Annotated in this window: 17 protein-coding genes and 2 pseudogenes; 7 read left to right on the top strand and 12 right to left on the bottom strand. The window is 71.7% G+C overall.

Features of this window, described 5'->3' with window-relative positions; all coding sequences use genetic code 11:
- Nucleotides 1-26: 26 nt before the first annotated feature.
- From cobG to OG385_RS32605, 3 genes are read left to right on the top strand one after another with little or no spacing between them, the layout of a single operon-like run.
- Nucleotides 27-1,346, top strand: a complete 1,320-nt coding sequence (gene cobG / locus OG385_RS32615) for a precorrin-3B synthase (protein ID WP_266860326.1) — start codon at nucleotides 27-29, stop codon at nucleotides 1,344-1,346.
- 19 nt (nucleotides 1,347-1,365) lie between these two features.
- Nucleotides 1,366-1,992, top strand: coding sequence for a precorrin-8X methylmutase (locus tag OG385_RS32610; RefSeq protein ID WP_266861305.1), 627 nt, complete (start codon nucleotides 1,366-1,368; stop codon nucleotides 1,990-1,992).
- A gap of 8 nt (nucleotides 1,993-2,000) precedes the next feature.
- Nucleotides 2,001-3,500, top strand: a complete 1,500-nt coding sequence (locus tag OG385_RS32605; RefSeq protein ID WP_266860325.1) for a precorrin-2 C(20)-methyltransferase — start codon at nucleotides 2,001-2,003, stop codon at nucleotides 3,498-3,500.
- Between the two features lie 27 nt (nucleotides 3,501-3,527).
- On the opposite strand, the gene OG385_RS32600 is transcribed toward OG385_RS32605, so the two are convergent.
- Nucleotides 3,528-4,268: a cobalt-precorrin-6A reductase gene (locus tag OG385_RS32600; RefSeq protein ID WP_266860323.1), complete on the bottom strand. Its 741-nt coding sequence runs from the start codon at nucleotides 4,266-4,268 to the stop codon at nucleotides 3,528-3,530.
- 11 nt (nucleotides 4,269-4,279) lie between these two features.
- Here OG385_RS32600 and OG385_RS32595 point away from each other — a divergent pair, with 11 nt between their 5' ends.
- Entirely contained in the window at nucleotides 4,280-5,404 is a 1,125-nt protein-coding gene (locus OG385_RS32595) for a cobalt-precorrin-5B (C(1))-methyltransferase (RefSeq protein WP_266860321.1), read from the top strand.
- Nucleotides 5,405-5,437: 33 nt separating this feature from the next.
- Nucleotides 5,438-5,593, top strand: coding sequence for a hypothetical protein (locus OG385_RS32590; RefSeq protein ID WP_266860319.1), 156 nt, complete (start codon nucleotides 5,438-5,440; stop codon nucleotides 5,591-5,593).
- Nucleotides 5,594-5,820: 227 nt separating this feature from the next.
- Here OG385_RS32590 and OG385_RS32585 read toward each other — a convergent pair whose 3' ends face one another.
- The 4 genes and pseudogenes from OG385_RS32585 to OG385_RS32570 all read right to left on the bottom strand — a co-directional run bounded on the left by OG385_RS32585 (nucleotide 5,821) and on the right by OG385_RS32570 (nucleotide 9,564).
- Nucleotides 5,821-6,282, bottom strand: a complete 462-nt coding sequence (locus OG385_RS32585; RefSeq protein WP_266860317.1) for a VOC family protein — start codon at nucleotides 6,280-6,282, stop codon at nucleotides 5,821-5,823.
- The gene (locus OG385_RS32580) at nucleotides 6,279-7,556 is read right to left on the bottom strand and encodes an erythromycin esterase family protein (protein WP_266860315.1); all 1,278 of its coding nucleotides are present in this window, start codon (nucleotides 7,554-7,556) and stop codon (nucleotides 6,279-6,281) included. The genes OG385_RS32585 and OG385_RS32580 overlap by 4 nt, the downstream gene beginning before the upstream one ends.
- 47 nt (nucleotides 7,557-7,603) lie before the next feature.
- Nucleotides 7,604-7,917 (bottom strand): annotated as a pseudogene (locus OG385_RS32575) (CatB-related O-acetyltransferase); the annotation flags it as partial.
- Nucleotides 7,918-7,977: 60 nt separating this feature from the next.
- On the bottom strand, nucleotides 7,978-9,564 hold the full coding sequence (locus tag OG385_RS32570; RefSeq protein ID WP_266860313.1) for an FAD-dependent monooxygenase: 1,587 nt from the start codon (nucleotides 9,562-9,564) through the stop codon (nucleotides 7,978-7,980).
- 114 nt (nucleotides 9,565-9,678) lie between these two features.
- On the opposite strand from OG385_RS32570, the gene OG385_RS32565 reads away from it, so the two are divergent.
- The gene (locus OG385_RS32565; protein WP_266860311.1) at nucleotides 9,679-10,257 is read left to right on the top strand and encodes a TetR/AcrR family transcriptional regulator; all 579 of its coding nucleotides are present in this window, start codon (nucleotides 9,679-9,681) and stop codon (nucleotides 10,255-10,257) included.
- Between the two features lie 338 nt (nucleotides 10,258-10,595).
- Here the strand turns inward: OG385_RS32565 and OG385_RS32560 are convergent.
- The 3 genes and pseudogenes from OG385_RS32560 to OG385_RS32550 all read right to left on the bottom strand — a co-directional run.
- Nucleotides 10,596-10,930 (bottom strand): annotated as a pseudogene (locus tag OG385_RS32560) (transposase); the annotation flags it as partial.
- An 85-nt stretch (nucleotides 10,931-11,015) separates the two neighbouring features.
- Nucleotides 11,016-11,894 (bottom strand): alpha/beta hydrolase, encoded by an 879-nt coding sequence (locus OG385_RS32555; protein WP_266860309.1) that lies wholly within the window; start codon nucleotides 11,892-11,894, stop codon nucleotides 11,016-11,018.
- A complete protein-coding gene (locus tag OG385_RS32550) occupies nucleotides 11,891-12,448 on the bottom strand; it encodes a quercetin 2,3-dioxygenase (RefSeq protein ID WP_266860307.1) in 558 nt (185 codons plus the stop codon). The genes OG385_RS32555 and OG385_RS32550 overlap by 4 nt, the downstream gene beginning before the upstream one ends.
- Before the next feature lie 118 nt (nucleotides 12,449-12,566).
- Here OG385_RS32550 and OG385_RS32545 point away from each other — a divergent pair, with 118 nt between their 5' ends.
- Nucleotides 12,567-13,001, top strand: a complete 435-nt coding sequence (locus tag OG385_RS32545; protein WP_266860305.1) for a MarR family winged helix-turn-helix transcriptional regulator — start codon at nucleotides 12,567-12,569, stop codon at nucleotides 12,999-13,001.
- Between the two features lie 17 nt (nucleotides 13,002-13,018).
- On the opposite strand, the gene OG385_RS32540 is transcribed toward OG385_RS32545, so the two are convergent.
- From OG385_RS32540 to OG385_RS32525, 4 genes are all read right to left on the bottom strand, one after another.
- Nucleotides 13,019-14,464: a lipase maturation factor family protein gene (locus OG385_RS32540; protein WP_266860303.1), complete on the bottom strand. Its 1,446-nt coding sequence runs from the start codon at nucleotides 14,462-14,464 to the stop codon at nucleotides 13,019-13,021.
- A gap of 99 nt (nucleotides 14,465-14,563) precedes the next feature.
- Nucleotides 14,564-15,316, bottom strand: a complete 753-nt coding sequence (gene cobM / locus OG385_RS32535; protein ID WP_266860301.1) for a precorrin-4 C(11)-methyltransferase — start codon at nucleotides 15,314-15,316, stop codon at nucleotides 14,564-14,566.
- Entirely contained in the window at nucleotides 15,313-16,596 is a 1,284-nt protein-coding gene (gene cbiE / locus OG385_RS32530; protein ID WP_266860299.1) for a precorrin-6y C5,15-methyltransferase (decarboxylating) subunit CbiE, read from the bottom strand. Before cbiE ends, cobM begins: the two co-directional genes overlap by 4 nt.
- Before the next feature lie 249 nt (nucleotides 16,597-16,845).
- Entirely contained in the window at nucleotides 16,846-17,127 is a 282-nt protein-coding gene (locus tag OG385_RS32525; RefSeq protein ID WP_266860297.1) for a DUF6332 family protein, read from the bottom strand.
- Nucleotides 17,128-17,132: the final 5 nt, after the last annotated feature.

The following is a 17,132-nucleotide window of genomic DNA, read 5'->3' as shown; positions in this document are numbered from 1 at the left end:
GACATGGCCCCTGTGGGCCGGTCGGTATGCTCGCCGCCATGCCTCACTCCTCCGCACCTCCGCCCCCGCCGGAGCCCGCCGTCCGGCGTGACCGCGGTGACGCGTGTCCGGGCAGCCTGCGCCTGCACACGGCGGACGACGGCGCGCTGGCGCGGGTCAGGATTCCGGCGGGCGTACTGACGGTTCCGCAGGCCAGGGCGCTGCTGGACGTCGCGCTGCGGCTGGGCGACGGGGCGCTGCATCTGACGTCGCGCGGCAATGTGCAACTGCGCGGGCTGGCCCAGGACCACGGCCAGGAGCTCGCCGTGGTCCTCGTGGACGCCGGGCTGCTGCCCTCCGTTCGCCATGAGCGGGCCCGTAATGTCGTGGCCTCCCCGCTGTGCGGGCTCGACGGTCGGGGAACGGCCGATGTGCAGGGCTGGGCAAGGGGGTTGGACGCGCTGCTCTGTGCCTGCGAAGCGGCCGCCGGGCTGTCCGGACGGTTTCTGTTCGCGCTCGACGACGGCCGCTGCGATGTGGCCGGCCTCGGCGCCGATGTGACGTTGATCGCTTCTCCGGGCGATGGCGCGCTGCTGTGCACCGGCGGGGCGCCGGAGATGCTGGCCGTTCCGGCCGAACACGCGGCCCGCAGCGCCCTGCTGGCGGCCGAGACCTTTCTGAGCGCCGCCCGTGACGCGGGTACCGGGGCCTGGCGGGTGGCGGAACTGCCCGGCGGAGCAGCCGCGTTCGTCCGGGCGGTGGCGGGGCGGCTGGCAGCCGCCGGCATTCCGGCCGCTGCCCGGTACCGGGCAGAACCGCTGCCGTCCGGGACGGGTCCCGCGCCCGGCACCGTAACGGCCCCGGACGGGCGGGCGGCGCTCTCCGTCGAGGCGCCCCTCGGCCTCATCACGTCCGCCCAGTGGCGCCTGCTGACGGACACGGCGCTGCACGACGGCGGCGGTGAGCTGCGGCTGACCCCCTGGCGGGGCGTGGTGCTCCCCGGTCTCGGCCCGGACACCGCCGATGCCCGGCTCGCCGGGCTCTCGACCGCGGGACTGATCACCGGACCTGGCTCCCCCTGGCACGGGGTGGGGGCGTGCATCGGGCGCCCCGGCTGCGCGAAGTCCCTGGCCGATGTGCGCGCCGACGCCGCACTGGCTCCCGGCACCGGCCGCGGCCTGCCCGTGTACTGGTCGGGGTGCGCACGGCGCTGCGGCCACCCCCACGGCGACCGGGTGGACGTGGTCGCCACGGCCGCCGGTTACGAGGTCTCCGTACGCGGCGAACGGCTGCACGACACCATGAACGACCCCTCAGAGTTCGCCGCCACCGTGGCGGAAGCCCGGACCACGCCCCTCACGCAGTGACGAAATGAGCGAGAAGACAGTGTTCGACTACGAGAAGGACGGCCCGGCGATCTACCGCCAGTCGTTTGCGACCATCCGCGCAGAGGCGGACCTCTCGGGACTTCCCGCCGATGTCAGCCAGGTCGCCGTCCGGATGATCCACGCCTGCGGCATGGTCGACCTGGTGCGCGATCTCGCCTACACACCGCAGGTGGTGGCACGCGCCCGCGAGGCGCTGCGCGCCGGGGCCCCCGTGCTGTGCGACGTGGCGATGGTCGCCAGCGGAGTGACCCGCAAGCGGCTGCCCGCCGGCAACGAGGTGGTCTGCACGCTGTCCGACCCGTCCGTGCCCGGCCTCGCGGCGGAGCTCGGCACGACGCGCACCGCGGCGGCGCTGGAGCTGTGGCGCGACCGTATGGAGGGCGCAGTGGTGGCCGTGGGCAACGCGCCGACCGCCCTGTTCCGGCTGCTCGAAATGGTCCGCGAGGGCGCGCCGCGCCCCGCGGCGGTCATCGGGGTTCCGGTCGGTTTCGTCGGCGCGGCCGAGTCCAAGGACGCGCTGGCCGACGACGTCTCGGGCCTTGACCACCTGGTGGTGCGCGGACGGCGCGGGGGCAGTGCCATCGCGGCGGCCGCGGTCAACGCCATTGCGAGCGAAGAGGAATGAACAGCAGCATGAGCGAGCAGAGCACCGGGCGGCTGTACGGAGTCGGGCTCGGCCCCGGTGACCCGTCGCTGATGACCGTACGCGCGGTGGAGGTCATCGCGCAGGCGGACGTCATCGCGTTCCACAGCGCCCGGCACGGCCGGTCCATAGCCCGGTCCATCGCGGCCGGGCACATCCGCGCCGACCACATCGAGGAGGCGCTGGTCTACCCGGTGACCACCGAGACGACCGACCACCCCGGCGGATACCGGGGCGCGATGGAGGAGTTCTACGCCGAGGCGGCGGCCCGGCTTGCCGCACATCTCGACGCGGGCCGCACGGTGGCGGTGCTCGCCGAGGGCGATCCGCTCTTCTACGGCTCGTACATGCACATGCACAAGCGGCTGGCGGACCGCTATCCGACCGAGGTGATCCCGGGGGTGACCTCGGTGAGCGCGGCCGCCGCCCGGCTCGGTGTGCCACTCGTCGAGGGCGAGGAGGTGCTGACGATCCTGCCGGGCACGCTGCCCGAGGAGGAGCTGACGGCGCGTCTGGCGTCGACGGACTCCGCTGTGGTCATGAAGCTGGGCCGCACCTTCCCCGCGGTGCACCGTGCGGTGGGGCGGTCGGGCCGGATGGCCGAGGCCCGCTATGTCGAGCGCGCCACGATGCCGGGGGAGCGCACCGGCGAACTGGCCGACGTGGAGGCCGGATCGGTGCCGTACTTCTCGGTTGCGGTGCTGCCGAGCCGCGTCGGCGCGCCCGAGCCGGTACGGGAGCACGGTGACGTCGTCGTGGTCGGCACCGGTCCCGCGGGCCCGCTCTGGCTCACCCCGGAGACCCGGGGCGCGCTGGCGGCCGCGGACGACCTGGTGGGCTACACCACGTATCTGGACCGGGTCCCGGTCCGGCCGGGGCAGCGGCGGCACGGCTCCGACAACAAGGTGGAGTCGGAGCGCGCCGAGTTCGCACTCGACCTGGCCAGGCGCGGGCACAAGGTCGCCGTGGTGTCCGGTGGTGATCCCGGTGTGTTCGCCATGGCCACCGCCGTACTGGAGGTCGCGGCCCAGGACGTGTACCGCGATGTTCCGGTGCGGGTGCTGCCCGGGGTGACCGCCGCCAACGCGGCTGCCGCCCGTGCGGGTGCGCCGCTCGGGCACGACTACGCCACGATCTCGCTCTCGGACCGGCTCAAGCCGTGGGAGGTGATCGCGGAGCGGCTGCGCGCCGCCGCGGCGGCCGACCTGGTGCTGGCGCTGTACAACCCGGGCTCCCGCAGCCGGACCTGGCAGGTCGGCAAGGCCCGTGACCTGCTTCTTGAGCACCGTTCACCGGACACGCCCGTGGTGCTGGGCCGGGATGTCGGCGGCCCCGGCGAGAGTGTCCGGATCGTGCGGCTCGGGGCGCTCGATCCGGCCGAGGTCGACATGCGCACGATCCTGCTGGTGGGCTCTTCACAGACGCGGACGGTGCGGCGGGGCGACGGGGAGGAGATCGTCTGGACTCCCCGGACCTATCCCGAGGGGTAAGCGGTCGTGGGCCGCGGCGGACAGGGCTCAGGCCGTGCCCTGCCGGTCCTGTATCCATAGGATCGCTTCCTCCGGGGTCCCCACGACCTGTACGCCGCCGGGGACGGCGGGGCGGCGGACGACGACCACCGGAAGCCCGGCCTCCCGTGCCGCGGTGAGCTTGGCCGCGGTGGCCGGTCCTCCGCTGTCCTTGGTGACCAGTACGTCGATCCGGTGCTCGCGCAGCAGCGCCCTCTCGCCGTCCAGGGCGAAGGGTCCCCGGTCGAGCAGGGTCTCCATGTGCAGCGGGTACGGGGGGTGCGGGGCGTCGACCGACCGCACCAGGAACCAGAGTCCGTCCAGGGCCGCGAACGCGGCGAGGCCCATCCGTCCGGTGGTGAGAAAGATCCGCCGCCCCAGCGCCGGGAGCATTCCGGCGGCCTGCTCCAGGGAGTCCGCCGGGTGCCAGTCGTCGCCCTCCCCCGCCACCCACCCGGGCCTGCGCACAGCGAGCAGGGGAACATGGGCGGTGGCAGCGGCCGAAGCCGCGTTGAAACTGATGGTTCCGGCGAAAGGATGGGTCGCGTCGATGAGCGCGTCGACCTCGTGCTCGCGCAGCCACTGCGCCAGTCCCCCGGCTCCGCCGAATCCGCCGATACGGATCTCTCCGGGCGGCAGCACGGGCCGTGCGACCCGCCCGGCCAGCGAACTGGTGACGCGGGCCCCGGGGTGCAGGCCGGCGGCGACCCGCCGGGCCTCGGTGGTGCCGCCGAGTATCAGTACGTGCATCGGAGCCTTCCGTGGCTGAGGGGGATGGTGGCCGCAGCGCCCAACTCAAGCACACCGGGCTGCGGCCCGGCTGGACGACCGGCGCCTGCGCGACGGCTGCCGCCACGGCCGCCTACACCGCGCTGCTGAGCGGCGAGTTCCCCGACCCGGTGACGGTCACCCTGCCCAGGGGTCAGACACCGTCGTTCGCGCTGGCCGTCGAGGAGCTGGGCGACGGGCGGGCGACAGCGGGTGTGGTCAAGGACGCGGGCGACGATCCGGACGTCACCCATGGCGCGCTGGTCCGGGTCACCGTCCGGCGGCTGCCGCCGGGTTCGGGGGTGGTGTTCAGGGCGGGGCCGGGGGTCGGCACCGTCACGCGCCCCGGGCTGCCGCTGGAGGTGGGCGAGCCCGCCGTCAATCCGGTGCCGCGCCGGATGATGCGCGAGCACATGGCGCGCGTCGCCGAGCGCCACGGCGCGGGGGCGGACGCCGAGCTCACCGTCTCCGTCGACCACGGTGAGGAGATCGCCCGTTCCACCTGGAACCCCCGGCTGGGCATCCTGGGCGGCCTCTCCATCCTGGGAACGACGGGCATTGTGGTGCCCTACTCGTGCTCCGCGTGGATCGACTCGATCCGGCGGGGCGTCGATGTGGCGCGGGCGGCCGGACGTACGCATCTGGCCGGGTGCACCGGCTCCACATCGGAGCGGACGGTCGTCGCCGAGTACGGGCTCCCCGAGGACGCGCTGCTCGACATGGGGGACTTCGCTGGGGCCGTGCTCAAGTACGTGCGCCGCCACCCGGTGGACCGGCTGACCGTCTGCGGCGGTTTCGCCAAGCTGTCGAAGCTGGCGGCCGGGCACCTCGATCTGCACTCGGGCCGCTCCCAGGTGGACAAGGGCTTCCTGGCCGGCCTGGCCCGGCAGGGCGGCGCCGGCGAAGCGCTGGCCGCTGAGGTGGCCGGGGCCAACACGGGGCTGGCCGCCCTGCAGTTGTGCCGGGCGGCGGGGGTCCCGCTGGGCGACCTGGTGGCTGTGGCCGCCCGCGACCAGGCGCTGGCCGTGCTGCGGGGCGCGCCCGTCGCGGTCGACGTCATCTGCATCGACCGCGCGGGCGACGTCGTGGGCCGCAGCACGGTCGGGGGGCCTGGCTAGGGGCTGTCCGGCGGATCATGGGGGTGGCAGAGGGTGCCCGTCAGTTACAGCATTTTCCTGCTCCGGTTCGTGAACGGCGAGGTCGTCGCTCTGGACGCCGAACGGTTCCGACAGGTGACGGAGCCGTACGTGGTGGTGGGCAGCCTGAAGAAGGTCTTCTCCCATGTTCCGCGCGGAGGACGAGGGTGAGGCGGATCTCTACCACGAGTCCCGGAGCGAGGCCGGGACGTCGTTCGTGACGGCAACGCACGTCGCCCGCAACTCCGCGATCTGGTCAGGTGTGTCCTTGGTCGGAGCACAGGATCAGACGAAGGCCGTGTTCACATCCGGCGAACACCCGTGTGAGCGGCGAAGTTCGAGGCCCATTTCGAGACAGGCCCGCTACGACCGGCCTGGCCCGACGCGCGTCGTCGAGGCTATGCGGGGCTGGTCCTGGAGCGGTCCGGTCCTGCGCCGAATCCTGGCTGTGCAGTCGGGGTGACGCGGGTTGTGGGTGCCAGGGTGCGCACGACGTCGAATTCGTTGCCCTCGGGGTCGGCCATGACCGTCCAGCTGCGTGCGGCGCCTTGACCCACGTCCACTGTGGTGGCGCCGAGGCTGAGCAGTCTGGCGACTTCGTCGTCAGTGCTGGCGTCGATGGGGCTCACGTCGAGGTGGAGCCGGTTCTTCACCGTCTTTCCCTCGGGCACCTGGATGAACATCAGTGTTGGCGGCATCTGACCGGCTCGGATGGCTTCGACAGTCGGCTCCCAGGAGCCGATCTCGACTTTGCCCTCGCTCCGGTCGAGCACGGTGAAGTCCAGGACTTCGCACCAGAAGCCTGCGAGCCGTTGCGGATCGTGGCAATCGACGACCAATTCGGTGAACCTGCTGGTCATGGCTTCTCCAGGTCGGTGGTGGTGGAGGCGGGTGTGCTGAGGATGCCGTCGAACGCGTCGACGACTGGCGTGTGCTGGTAGATCCCTTGCAAACGGATCCGGTCAGGGGTGCTGAGGTTCTCGGCCCGAACCTGACGGAGATCAGCTACAGCGAGTCCGAGGCCGGTCTCGGCGAAGGCCGCTTCGATGCTTCCCGGCGTGGGAGGTTCCAGCGGGGTGTTGTGGACGGTGAATCCGAAGGGGGCGTCCTCGTCACGATGCATGTCGGCGGTGTGACCGGTGACGCTGGTCAGGCCGAGGGCGAAGTATGCGTCACCGAGGGCGTGGTGCAGGTGCTGCCCCATGGGGAGCCCGGTGAGGCGGCCGTCGAAGGCGATCGGCGTTCTCTGGATGTGGGCGTTGTGCGCCATCAGTACGACGCGGGCCGTGGGTTCAAGCCGGTTGAGGTGCCAGAGAAGTGACTCCGCCATGTAGAGGTCGCGGGCGGATGTGTCGGCTGTGAGCCCGTCTCCGGCGAAGAGGGCAGCCATGGCGCGGAAGGTGTAGTCGCCGTGGCAGGCGGCCTCCAGGCATCGCAGGGCGGTGTCGTAGCTGTCTCGGTCTCCGCGGGAGAGGTACAGCGGTTTCAGGGAACGGAATCGGATGAGGAGCCGCGCCAGGAGCGCGCTGAGGGTGTCCTGTTCGTTGGCGGTCAGGCGTGCCCATGCGGGTGCGGCCACGGCTGCCGAGTCACCGGCGAAGGACGCAGCGATCGTGGTCGCGCTCTGGACCGTCGGCAGGGTCTCCGGGTCGATGTGGCGGAGGTAGTCGGCGACCGGGGCCAGGGCGGGGAGCAGCGACCCACCGGCCGCCGGAATGTCGATTCCTGCGAAGTGGACCGGTTCCGGGGCGGTGTGGTTGTGCCGGCGGAGGTAGCGCACCGGCTCCTGGAGCCCGATGGGGACCGCGGTTGCCAGAAGTGCGGAGAGGTCGTCGTCCGCTCCCGTGCCGTGGGTCCAGGCGTCGAGGGGTATGGCTTCGCAGAAGCCGTACTCGAAGGCCAGGACGGTGAAGCCGCAGCGTTCGACGAGGAACCGCAGGATGCGCTGCCGCATTGCGGCGAACTCGTTGATGAAGTGGGAGTGTTCGCCGAGGGCGACCACACGGGCACCGTCGAGGATGTCACGCAGCGGTTCCAGGTCGTCCAGGGGAGCTGTCGGGTCGAGGTGGCTGAGCGGGGTGGCATGACCTTCGAGCCAGTCGGTGAAGGGGGTTCGGTCGGTGGCGGAGGGCATGGTGGCGGTTCTTTCCGGGAGGTGATGGTGAGCGCGTGGGCGGTGGGTCACGGGTGTGGAAGGGAGGGTGCCGCATCCTGCAACTGGTCGACGCTGCCGGACATGAGGGTCCGCACATGCTCGCTGATGTACTCCGGGGCCAGTCCCACCAGGCCAGCGCGAGTAGTCGGACAATGTCCGTGTCGCTGTAGCGGGTGCGGATGAGACGGGCAGGGTTGCCGCCGACGATGCCGTAGTCGGGGACGTCCTTGGTGATCACGGAGCCGGCGGCGATGATCGCACCGTGTCCGATACGTACGCCGGGCATGACGGTGGCACCGTGCCCGAACCAGACGTCGTTGCCGACGACGGTGTCCCCGCGGCTGGCCCGGCATCGGGTGGAGAGTGGTGGGGTCGGCGGGTACGGGCATGCCCGGCGTCCTCATCGTGTGTGCGTTGCTGATACGCGGTCGGTGGTCGGCTGGTGGTGCGGTCCCTCGTGGGTCAGCGGGTCTCCGAACCAAGTGGACAGGGCCTGCCGCAGCGCGGGTAGGAGGGTGTCGGAGGATTCACCGACGGGCGCGGCCCAGGCGATATGGGCGTCCGGGCGGATCAGGAGGGCGTCGGCCGGCCGGTCGTCGGTGCCTGCCCTGTGGATGTCCACGCGGTGTGCCCATCCATCGGCGACCTCCCGGAGTTCCGGACGGTCCGCGAGGTCGAGGAACAGGGGACGCGCGGGGTGCATGAGCTTCGCGATGCTGGTCGTCCCCTGGGCGATGTCCAGGGTGAGGTCGGGTACGAAAGCACCGGTCAGAGCATGCCCGTTGCCGTCGGGCGGCGGGCAGCGAAAGTCGCTTCCGGCAACCAGGGCTCCGATGCGGCGCAGGGGCGCCTCGTCGCCGAGCAGTTCTTGGAAGAGCTCGCGGAGCGCTTCTGCGACGGGGTCGTGTCCGCGCCGCAATGCCATCTGGGCACGGGTGTGGAGCAGCGTCCGCGCCCCTGCGGCGTGGCGTTCGGACTGATAGGTGTCCAACAGGCCGGGTGGCGCCCAGCCGTGAACCTCGGCCGCCAGCTTCCACGCAAGGTTGACCGCGTCGAGCATGCCGGCACTGAGCGCTACGCCGGTGGCCGGAAACTGGTGGGCGGCGTCGCCTGCCAGCAGGACGCGGCCCTCGCGGTATCGATCAGCCTGCCGGTCCTGGAACTGGTAACGCGACAGGCGAAGCGGTTCTCCCAGAGGCAGATCGACACCGATAACGCGGCGAATGCTGTCCTGAAGCTCGGCCAGGGTCATCGGCACGTCGTCTTCGTACGCGGTGTCCTCGTTCTCGGTGGTGGAGATCATCAGCACCTCGGACGTGAGCCAACCGAACCCGAGCACGCCGCGGTCGGTCCGCGTGAACCCCGCACGCAGTGTGCCCAGCCCGGGCACGTCGAGGTCGCCGTTGTCACACCGCCCCGCTCCCTCGGCCAGCGTGACCTGGCTCAGCCGGTTGACCTCGCGATGTGTCGTCCCCGGAAACCGGATGCCCGCCATGTCCCGCACACCGCTGCGCGAGCCGTCGCAGCCGACCAGATACCTGGCGCGCGCCCGGTACGGCCCCTCCGCGCAACGGACTTCCACGGACACACCGTCCTGGTCCTGGCTGACCCCGAGCACCTCGTGACCGCGACGGACTCGGCTGCCGAGTCGTTCTGCGCGCTCTTCCAGCAGGCACTCAAGACGCGGCTGCGGTATCTGGACAGCGCTCATCGGCGGATCTGTCAGGTGACTGAAGTCCAGGTGCACGTTCCCGAACGGGAACCTGGGAGCAGGGTGAGGGTCGGTGCTGGCCGCCTGAAGGTCGGTCAGCATGTCCCGATAGTGCAGCAGTTCCAGGATCTGCCCGCCCAGGCCGTTCGCCCTCGGTGTCTCGCGCAGCCGCGTCTGCCGCTCCAGGACCAAAGGCCGCACGCCCGCGGTGCGTAGTTCGTTGGCCAGCATCAGGCCCGTCGGCCCCGCGCCCACAATGATCACGTCAGCATCCACACATCCACCCCTCACAAAGGCACGGCACGTGCCGTGCCGTTCCGTGGGCAGAAGCGTGCCGGGGTCATGCATTCCTGTCAAGCACGGCACGTGCCGTGCCGCTAGGGTGGGAACATGACCAATGCCCGTCGAAGCGGCCCCGACCTGACCAAAGCCATCATGCGAACCACGCTGGACCTGGGGCAGGATCTCGGCTACGCCAAGCTCAGCATCGAGGCGGTCGCCGCCCGGGCCGGTGTCGGCAAACACACCGTCTACCGCCGCTGGCGCTCCAAAGGCGCCCTGCTGCTCGATTCGCTGCTGTCGCTCAGTGATTCAGCACTGGACTACCCCGACACGGGCGATGTCGCCGCAGACCTGCGCAACCAGATCTATGAAGCCATTGACGTCCTGGCCGGGACGTCCCACAGCCCCCTCTTTCGGGCCCTGGTCGGCGAGGCCCAGCACGACCCCGGCGTAGCCGCCGCGCTCAATGAGCGCTTCATCGTCCCGCAGGCGAACAAGACCGTCGCCCGCCTGAAGTCGGCACGAGACCAGGGCCAACTGGCGCCCGACTTCGACCTGGACCTGGCAATGGCGATCCTCTCCGGCCCGCTGTACTTCCGCCTGCTGATCACTCAGGAGCCACTGACCCACGCATACGTCGACCGAATTCTCGACGCCCTGTTCGCCGGGATGGGACCACGACCGTGACAGGAACGAGCTTGCCGGCGCGCCCATTTGCCACAGCCGCTACGCGCCGACAGCGCGTGGAACGGGGAACTGCCCGACCGGTGGCTGAACTCGGAAGACGGCCACGTCCTGCCGGTGCTGCTCGATGGCCGCGAGATCACGTCGATGGTCGGCGATCCATGTGTGCGGTCCGGCGGCCTGCATGTGGCGGGTCAGGGCCTCAAGGGTCGCGTGGCGGACGGTAAGGGGGGAGGTGCTTCATCGTCGGTGAACTGGCCCGGGTCTGCTGTTCGGCAACGATCTGTTGGACAACGGGACAGACGCCTGCGCTCCACGGTTGCGGCGCGATCCTCAGGGGCACTGCCCCGGCGTCGGCGGTAGGCGCGCTGGTCTTCGGACTCCGGAAACGGTGTGCCTGGTTTGGCGTCGCCGCCGGTAGCGGCGGTTGCGGGAACCGTATGCCTTGTCACGCTGACGTGGTCGGGGCGGGTCCGGGGCCTTCCGCCCATCGGTCGGGGTACCCGGATCCCACCCAAGACGTCGTTGGGATCCGGTCCCGCGTTCCGGCTGCCGACCAGCGTCGATGTCGCTCATAGGCCGTTCCCCACGATCCGTAGCGTTCGGGCAGATCGCGCCACAGGATGGTTCTGCGGACCCTGAACAGGATCCCGTTGATCACCGTCCGGTGGTGTCGCACCACCGACGTCCCGATGCCCGGCAGCGGCAGATGCGGCTCGCCTCAGGCGGGTCCGTCGGGCCTGCGGGGTTACGGACCGGACCTATGACACCAGGCCGTGGGCGAATCTCAGTGAGCCGGTGAAGATCGACTCCACCCGGTCATCGGTCAACCCCGCCCAGCCGTGGTCGGCCCCCGGTATCAGCCGCAGGTCGACGTGCGCGCCGGTCTTGTCCAGCGCCGCTGCGAGATCTCTGCTGTGCGAACAGCTGACCATGGTGTCGTCCTCGCCGTGCACGACGAGGAACGGTGGTGCGCCGGAGTGGACGCGGGAGAGCGGGCTGGCCGCGCGGGCGCGTTCGGGGACCGTCGCGGGGGCGCCGCCCAGCAGCAGCGCCTCCGGGGTGGCCGGGTTGTCCGGGCTGAAGCCGCCGCGCGGGGTGGTGAGGTCGCTGGGTCCGTACCAGACGACCGCTCCGGCGAGGGGCGGGCCGGTGTGGGTGAGGGCCAGGAGCGAGGCGAGGTGCGCGCCGGCGGACTCGCCCCACACCACGGTCCGGCCGGTATCGATACCGAGCTCGGCGGAGCGGAGTGTCAGCCACCGCAGCGCGGAGCCCAGGTCGTCGAGCGGGGCGGGGAAGGCCGCCTCACCGCTGAGCCGGTAGTCGACGCAGGCCACGGCGAAGCCCTCGGCCGCGATACGGGCCAGCGGTCCCGGGGACCACTCCCGCAGCCGGAACCCCATGTCGTCACGCCGGCCCCGCAGCCAGGCGCCGCCGTGCGCGAAGAGCACCAGCGGGGCCGGCCCGCCGCCGCCGGGCAGCCACAGGTCCAGCTCCAGCGGGCGCATGCCGTCGCGCAGCGCGTACGGGATGCCGCGCAGCACTCGCGTGCCGGTTTCGAAGGGCGCGGCATACGGCAGCGGGGCGACGTCCGGGTGCGGCGCGACGAGCTGTTCGGGCAGGGATTTCCCGGCGTTCACTGCGCGCTCCACTGGTGATCGGGGAGGAACCGCACGTCGTACTCCTCGGGGATGCTGGCGAATTTCCCGGGCGCCGGGACGACGGGCTCGTGCGGCAGGCCGAGTTGCTCGGTGGGGGCGCCGAAGTTCTCGAAGAACCGCTCGAAGGTGCCCCCGGGTCCTGCGGCGACGCCGACGACCTGGCTGTGGTGGCGCTCGATGCGGTAGGCGTGCGGGCAGTTCCTGGGTACGAAGCCGAAGTCGCCGGGGGTGAGGAGCTTCTCCTGCTGGATGCCCTCGGTGTCCTCGACGAACAGGCGGACGGCTCCGGCTGTCACATAGAAGACCTCGTAGGTGTCGGGGTGCAGATGGGCCGGGATGATGTCGCCCTTGGGTCCTTCGACGGTGAAGAAGTTGAAGGAGTTCTCGCTCTGTTCGCCGCCCGCGTAGATGGTGATCAGGTCCCCGAAGAGGTGGGCGCGGTCGCCTTCGCCCTTCTCTATGAAATAGGGCTTGCCGGGCTCGGGCGGGATGCGCGACGCCCGCCGGTAGGCGGTGGCGTACTCGATCGTCATGGGTTCCTTCCGGACTCGGAACAGCGAATGTCAGGTAGCCTGACATGACCGTTCGCCCCATGGCAACCCGCCGGTCCCACTCCGGACCGGCCCGACCCCGATCCGCTGTGAGGAACAGATGCACGCCGCCGGCCGCACCCTCCCCCAACTGCTGACCGAAGCCCGGCGCTGGTTCGAGGAGGCCCTGCTGGCGACCATGGAAGAGGCCGGTGAGGCGCCGGTGTCCCCGGCGCAGGTCCATCTCTTCGCCGTGCTCGGCGAGCAGGGCACCACGGTGTCCGGACTCGCCCGGCGGATGGGGGTCACCCGGCAGACCGCTCACCAGGCCGTCCACGGTCTGGTGGCCGCCGGGCTGCTGGAGCAGGTGCCCGACCCCTCCTCCGGCCGGCAGCGGCTGATCCGGCGCACCGCTCGGGGCGAGCGGGCCCACCGGCGGGCCGGGCTCATCCTCCAGCAGGTCGAGGACGAGCTCGCGACGCGGATCGGCCACCGGGCCGTCGACGCCCTGCGCGCCGCCCTGGAGACTCCGTGGGGGCCACCGCCCGTCCTGTGAGCGTGGCCAGGGCTCCTTCAGGTGCGCGATACGGGTGGTGCTGGTGGTGCAGGCGGTGTGGGCGGGAAGAAGAGGCCCACCGGCTCCCGGTGCCACCATGCCCCGCTCTCCCGCAGCTCCCGCCAGGTGGTGAACCGGTAGCGGAACAGCCGTGCCCGGACATGTGCCGGTGGTGCGTCCGGGAAGGGGTTGTGCCGCAGCAGCCGCAGCGTGTCACGGTCGTTCTCCAGCAGCCGCTCCATGAACGGTCCGAACCACGGGGCCGCGTGGGCCGGGGAGAGGGCCGCGAACCACATCAGCCAGTCCAGCCGCAGGTGGTACGGCGCGAACTGCCGGGAAAGCCGGCGCACCTCGCCCGGTTTGCCCTTGAAGCCGTACTCCTGCCACCGGGCAGCGTCGGTGAGCGCGGCCTCCGCGGTGCCCTCGACCACCACTTCGTACCGGATGCGGGTCACGGTGCCGAACGCCCCGTACGCGTTGACCAGGTGCAGCGGGTCGAAGGACGTGTTCATCAGCTGCCGCCGCGAGACCAGGTTGCGGGCCGGCCGGTAGCTCCGCAGCAGAACGAACACCGTCATCGCCGACACCAGCACCGCGAACCACAGCGGCCCCGCCTCGGCCCGCGGTGTGACCAGGTGTCCGGCACCCAGGACGGATGCGTCGACGGCGGAAATCGCCAGGATGATCGTCAGCCAGTTCAGCCAGGCGAAATTGCCCGAGAGCACCAGCCACAGCTGAGTGACCACGATCACCGCCGCAGCCCAGGTCGCCACCGGCTGCGGGGTGAACAGCAGTACCGGCACGAGCAGTTGGGCCACGTGGTTGGCGCCCGTCTCGACCCGGTGGAGCGGCCGGGGCAGCCGGTGGAAGAACCAGCTGAGCGGCCCCGGCATCGGCTGCGTCTCGTGGTGGTAGCAGAGACAGGTCAGATCGCGCCAGCAGCGATCGCCGCGCATCTTGATCAGGCCCGCGCCGAATTCCACCCGGAAGAGCACCCAGCGCAACAACCACACCACCAGCACCGGCGGCGCCGTCCGGGCATTGCCCAGGAAGACCGCCAGGGAGCCGGTCTCCAGCAGCAGCGATTCCCAGCCGAAGCCGTACCAGATCTGGCCCACGTTCACGATCGACAGGTACATGACCCACAGCGCCGCCCACCACACCATGGCGGCCCACAGCGGCACGGCGTCGGCGGCGCCCGCCGCCACGGCCGCCGCCAGCAGCGCGCCCAGCCACGCCCACCCGGCGAAGAAGCGGTCCGAATAGTGGAGGTGGAAGACGCCCGGCGCGCGCCGGAAGGGCGCCCGTTCCAGAAACCGCGGTGCCGGCAGCATGCCGCGTTCCCCGATCAGGCCCCGGAACTGCCGGGCCGCCGCCACGAACGCGATCAGGTAGACGACTGCCAGCGCCCGCTGGAAGACCAGCCGGCTCAGTGTGTACTCCGGTGCCCAGAACCACTCCACGCGCCCATGCATAGCACCGCTCGGGCCCGCGCTCCGGCACCGCGCCGACACCCCTGCGCGCCCCGGCCACGGATATCCGTACGGGATTGCCGGGCCGGATCACCGGCAGGAGTGCCGCTCCCGCTCCGGCGAGTAGAGGTGGCTGTCGCCGAACTGTTCGGCGCCGAGCGTGCGGCCGACCATGATGACCGCCGTGCGCAGGATGCCGGCCTCCGCGACCTGGCCCGCGATGGTGTCGAGGGTGCCCCGCAGGACCACTTCGCCGGGCCGGCTGGCCAGTGCCACCACGGCGGCCGGGCAGTCCGCTCCGTAGTGCGGCAGCAGCTCCGCCACGACCCGCTCGGCGTGCTGCACTGCCAGGTGCAGCACGATCAGCGCGCCGCTGCGGCCGAGTGTGGCGAGGTCCTCGCCTTCCGGCATCGCGGTGGCGCGCTGGGCGACCCGGGTGAGGATCACGGTCTGGCCGACGGTGGGGACCGTCAGTTCGCGCTTCAGCGCCGCTGCCGCCGCGGCGAAGGCGGGAACGCCGGGCACCACCTCGTAGTTCACCCCTGCCGCGTCGAGCCTGCGCATCTGCTCGGCCACCGCGCTGAAGACCGAGGGGTCGCCGGAGTGCAGCCGGGCCACGTCCTGGCCCTCCCGGTCGGCGCGTACCAGCTCGGCGGTGATCTCATCCAGGTCGAGCTGCGCGGTGTCGGTCAGCCTGGCGTCCGGCGGGCATTCGGCCAGCAGCTCACGCGGTACCAGGCTGCCCGCGTAGAGGCAGACACCGCAGGACGCGAGCAGACGGGCGCCGCGCACCGTGATGAGGTCCGCGGCGCCGGGCCCGGCGCCGATGAAGTACACGGTCATCTGTCTTCTCCAGGAACAGGGAGGGGATACGGGTTCTTCTCAACGGCCCACTGGGTGACCGGCATGGCCTGCCGCCAGCCGGTGAAGCCCCCGACGGGCACGGCGTGTGCGACAGCGAGGCGCACCAGATCGCCGCCGTGTCTGCGGTAGCGGTCGGCGAGGAGCGCCTCGGACTCCAGCGTCACGGTGTTGGCGACGAGCCGCCCGCCGTCGGGCAGGGCGTCCCAGCACGCGTCCAGCAGGCCCGGGGCGGTCAGCCCTCCCCCGACGAACACCGCGTCCGGCGCGGGCAGTCCGGCCAGTGCGTCCGGGGCCGCGCCGGTGACGACCCGCAGCGCGGGCACACCGAGCCGGGCGGCGTTGCGGGCGATGCGCTCGGCCCGCGCCGGATCGCGCTCGACGGTGATGGCGCGGCAGGACGGGTGCGTACGCATCCACTCGATGGCGATGGACCCCGAGCCGCCCCCGATGTCCCAGAGCAGTTCGCCGGGGGCGGGGGCGAGAGCGCCCAGGGTGGCGGCGCGCACATGGCGCTTGGTGAGCTGACCGTCGTGTTCGTACGCCTCGTCGGGGAGCCCGGGGACGGCGCCGGTTCTCGGGGCTCCGGGGGTGCGGCGGCAGTCGACCGCGATCACGTTCAGCGGGTCGCCGGGCGGATGCGGCCAGGTCGCGGCCGTGCCATCGGTGATGTTCTCGCGCTCGCCGCCGAGCTGTTCGAGCACCCGTATCCGGCTCGCTCCGAAGCCGTGACCGTCCAGGTGCGCCGCCACCTCGGCGGGTGTCGCGGCGCCCGCGCTGAGCACCAGGAGCCGGCGGCGGTCGTGCAGGGCGGCGGTCAGCCGGGCGGTGGGGCGGCCGACGAGGGTGACGACCTCCGTGTCCTCGACCGGCCAGCCCAGCCGGGCGCAGGCGTACGAGACGGACGAGGGGTACGGCAGTACGACGAGCCGCCCCCCATCCTCGCCGAGCACCTCGGTCAGCGCCCGCCCGATGCCGTAGAACATGGGGTCGCCGCTGGCCAGTACGGCGATGCGGCGGCCGGAGTGTGCGGCGAGGATGCCGGGCACCGCGGGGCGCAGCGGTGAGGGCCACTCGACCCGCTCACCCGGGCATCGCTGCGGGAGCAGGGCCAGTTGGCGGGCGCCGCCGACGAGGACCTGGGCGTTCAGCAGGGCCTGCTGCGATGCGGCGGGAAGGCCGTCCCAGCCGTCGGCGCCGATTCCGACGACGGTGACGGGCGCCGGGGCGGGGTCGGGGCGCGGGGACGGTGCGGGGGCCACAGCCGGGTTCCTCACGGGTCGGGATCGGATCAGGATCGGATCAGGATCGGATCGGGTGGGGATCAGATCAGATCAGATCGGTACGGAGTCGCATTCTGGTCGCACGTCTGTGACATGCACAAATTCCCGGCGGCAGCGCCTGCCGCCGCGCGCTGCTGCACCCGGTGCAACACCGGCCGCGCGGGCCGCCACGGGCCACCCGACCGTGCGGCCGGCGGCGAGCCGGATCTGCCGGCCCCCGCCGCCGCTTCACCGTCGCGCCGCGTCCGTACGTCCTCCTGGGCCGTCCCCCGAGCGGCGCCCGCGTTCGTACGTACGCAGCACATGGACCACACGCACCACCGCGAGCAGTCCGGCGGCCGCGGCCCCGGTCAGCACCAGGGCTGCCGTGACGCGGTGCGGCAGATCCCACACGGCCGCCGGACCGGCGATCACGCCGAACACCAGCGCGCCGAGGAAGCCCGCGCTGACCAGGGCGTAGCCGATCTCGACGGTCCTGGCGTCACGGTCGGCCTGGCTTCCCCCGCTCATCGGCC

It is taken from the genome of Streptomyces sp. NBC_01306 (assembly GCF_026340465.1).
GTDB lineage: Bacteria > Actinomycetota > Actinomycetes > Streptomycetales > Streptomycetaceae > Streptomyces.
This window is presented reverse-complemented; position numbering and strand designations above follow the sequence as displayed.

What these genes read in the sequence shown, in the direction of transcription:
- OG385_RS32525 (WP_266860297.1), bottom strand. Translation starts at nt 17,127, where the DNA reads ATGAGCGGGGGAAGCCAGGCCGACCGTGACGCCAGGACCGTCGAGATC.
- OG385_RS32585 (WP_266860317.1), bottom strand. Translation starts at nt 6,282, where the DNA reads ATGACCAGCAGGTTCACCGAATTGGTCGTCGATTGCCACGATCCGCAA.
- OG385_RS32605 (WP_266860325.1), top strand. Translation starts at nt 2,001, where the DNA reads ATGAGCGAGCAGAGCACCGGGCGGCTGTACGGAGTCGGGCTCGGCCCC.
- cobM (WP_266860301.1), bottom strand. Translation starts at nt 15,316, where the DNA reads ATGACCGTGTACTTCATCGGCGCCGGGCCCGGCGCCGCGGACCTCATC.
- OG385_RS32550 (WP_266860307.1), bottom strand. Translation starts at nt 12,448, where the DNA reads ATGACGATCGAGTACGCCACCGCCTACCGGCGGGCGTCGCGCATCCCG.
- OG385_RS32565 (WP_266860311.1), top strand. Translation starts at nt 9,679, where the DNA reads ATGACCAATGCCCGTCGAAGCGGCCCCGACCTGACCAAAGCCATCATG.
- OG385_RS32545 (WP_266860305.1), top strand. Translation starts at nt 12,567, where the DNA reads ATGCACGCCGCCGGCCGCACCCTCCCCCAACTGCTGACCGAAGCCCGG.
- OG385_RS32580 (WP_266860315.1), bottom strand. Translation starts at nt 7,556, where the DNA reads ATGCCCTCCGCCACCGACCGAACCCCCTTCACCGACTGGCTCGAAGGT.
- cobG (WP_266860326.1), top strand. Translation starts at nt 27, where the DNA reads ATGCTCGCCGCCATGCCTCACTCCTCCGCACCTCCGCCCCCGCCGGAG.
- OG385_RS32600 (WP_266860323.1), bottom strand. Translation starts at nt 4,268, where the DNA reads ATGCACGTACTGATACTCGGCGGCACCACCGAGGCCCGGCGGGTCGCC.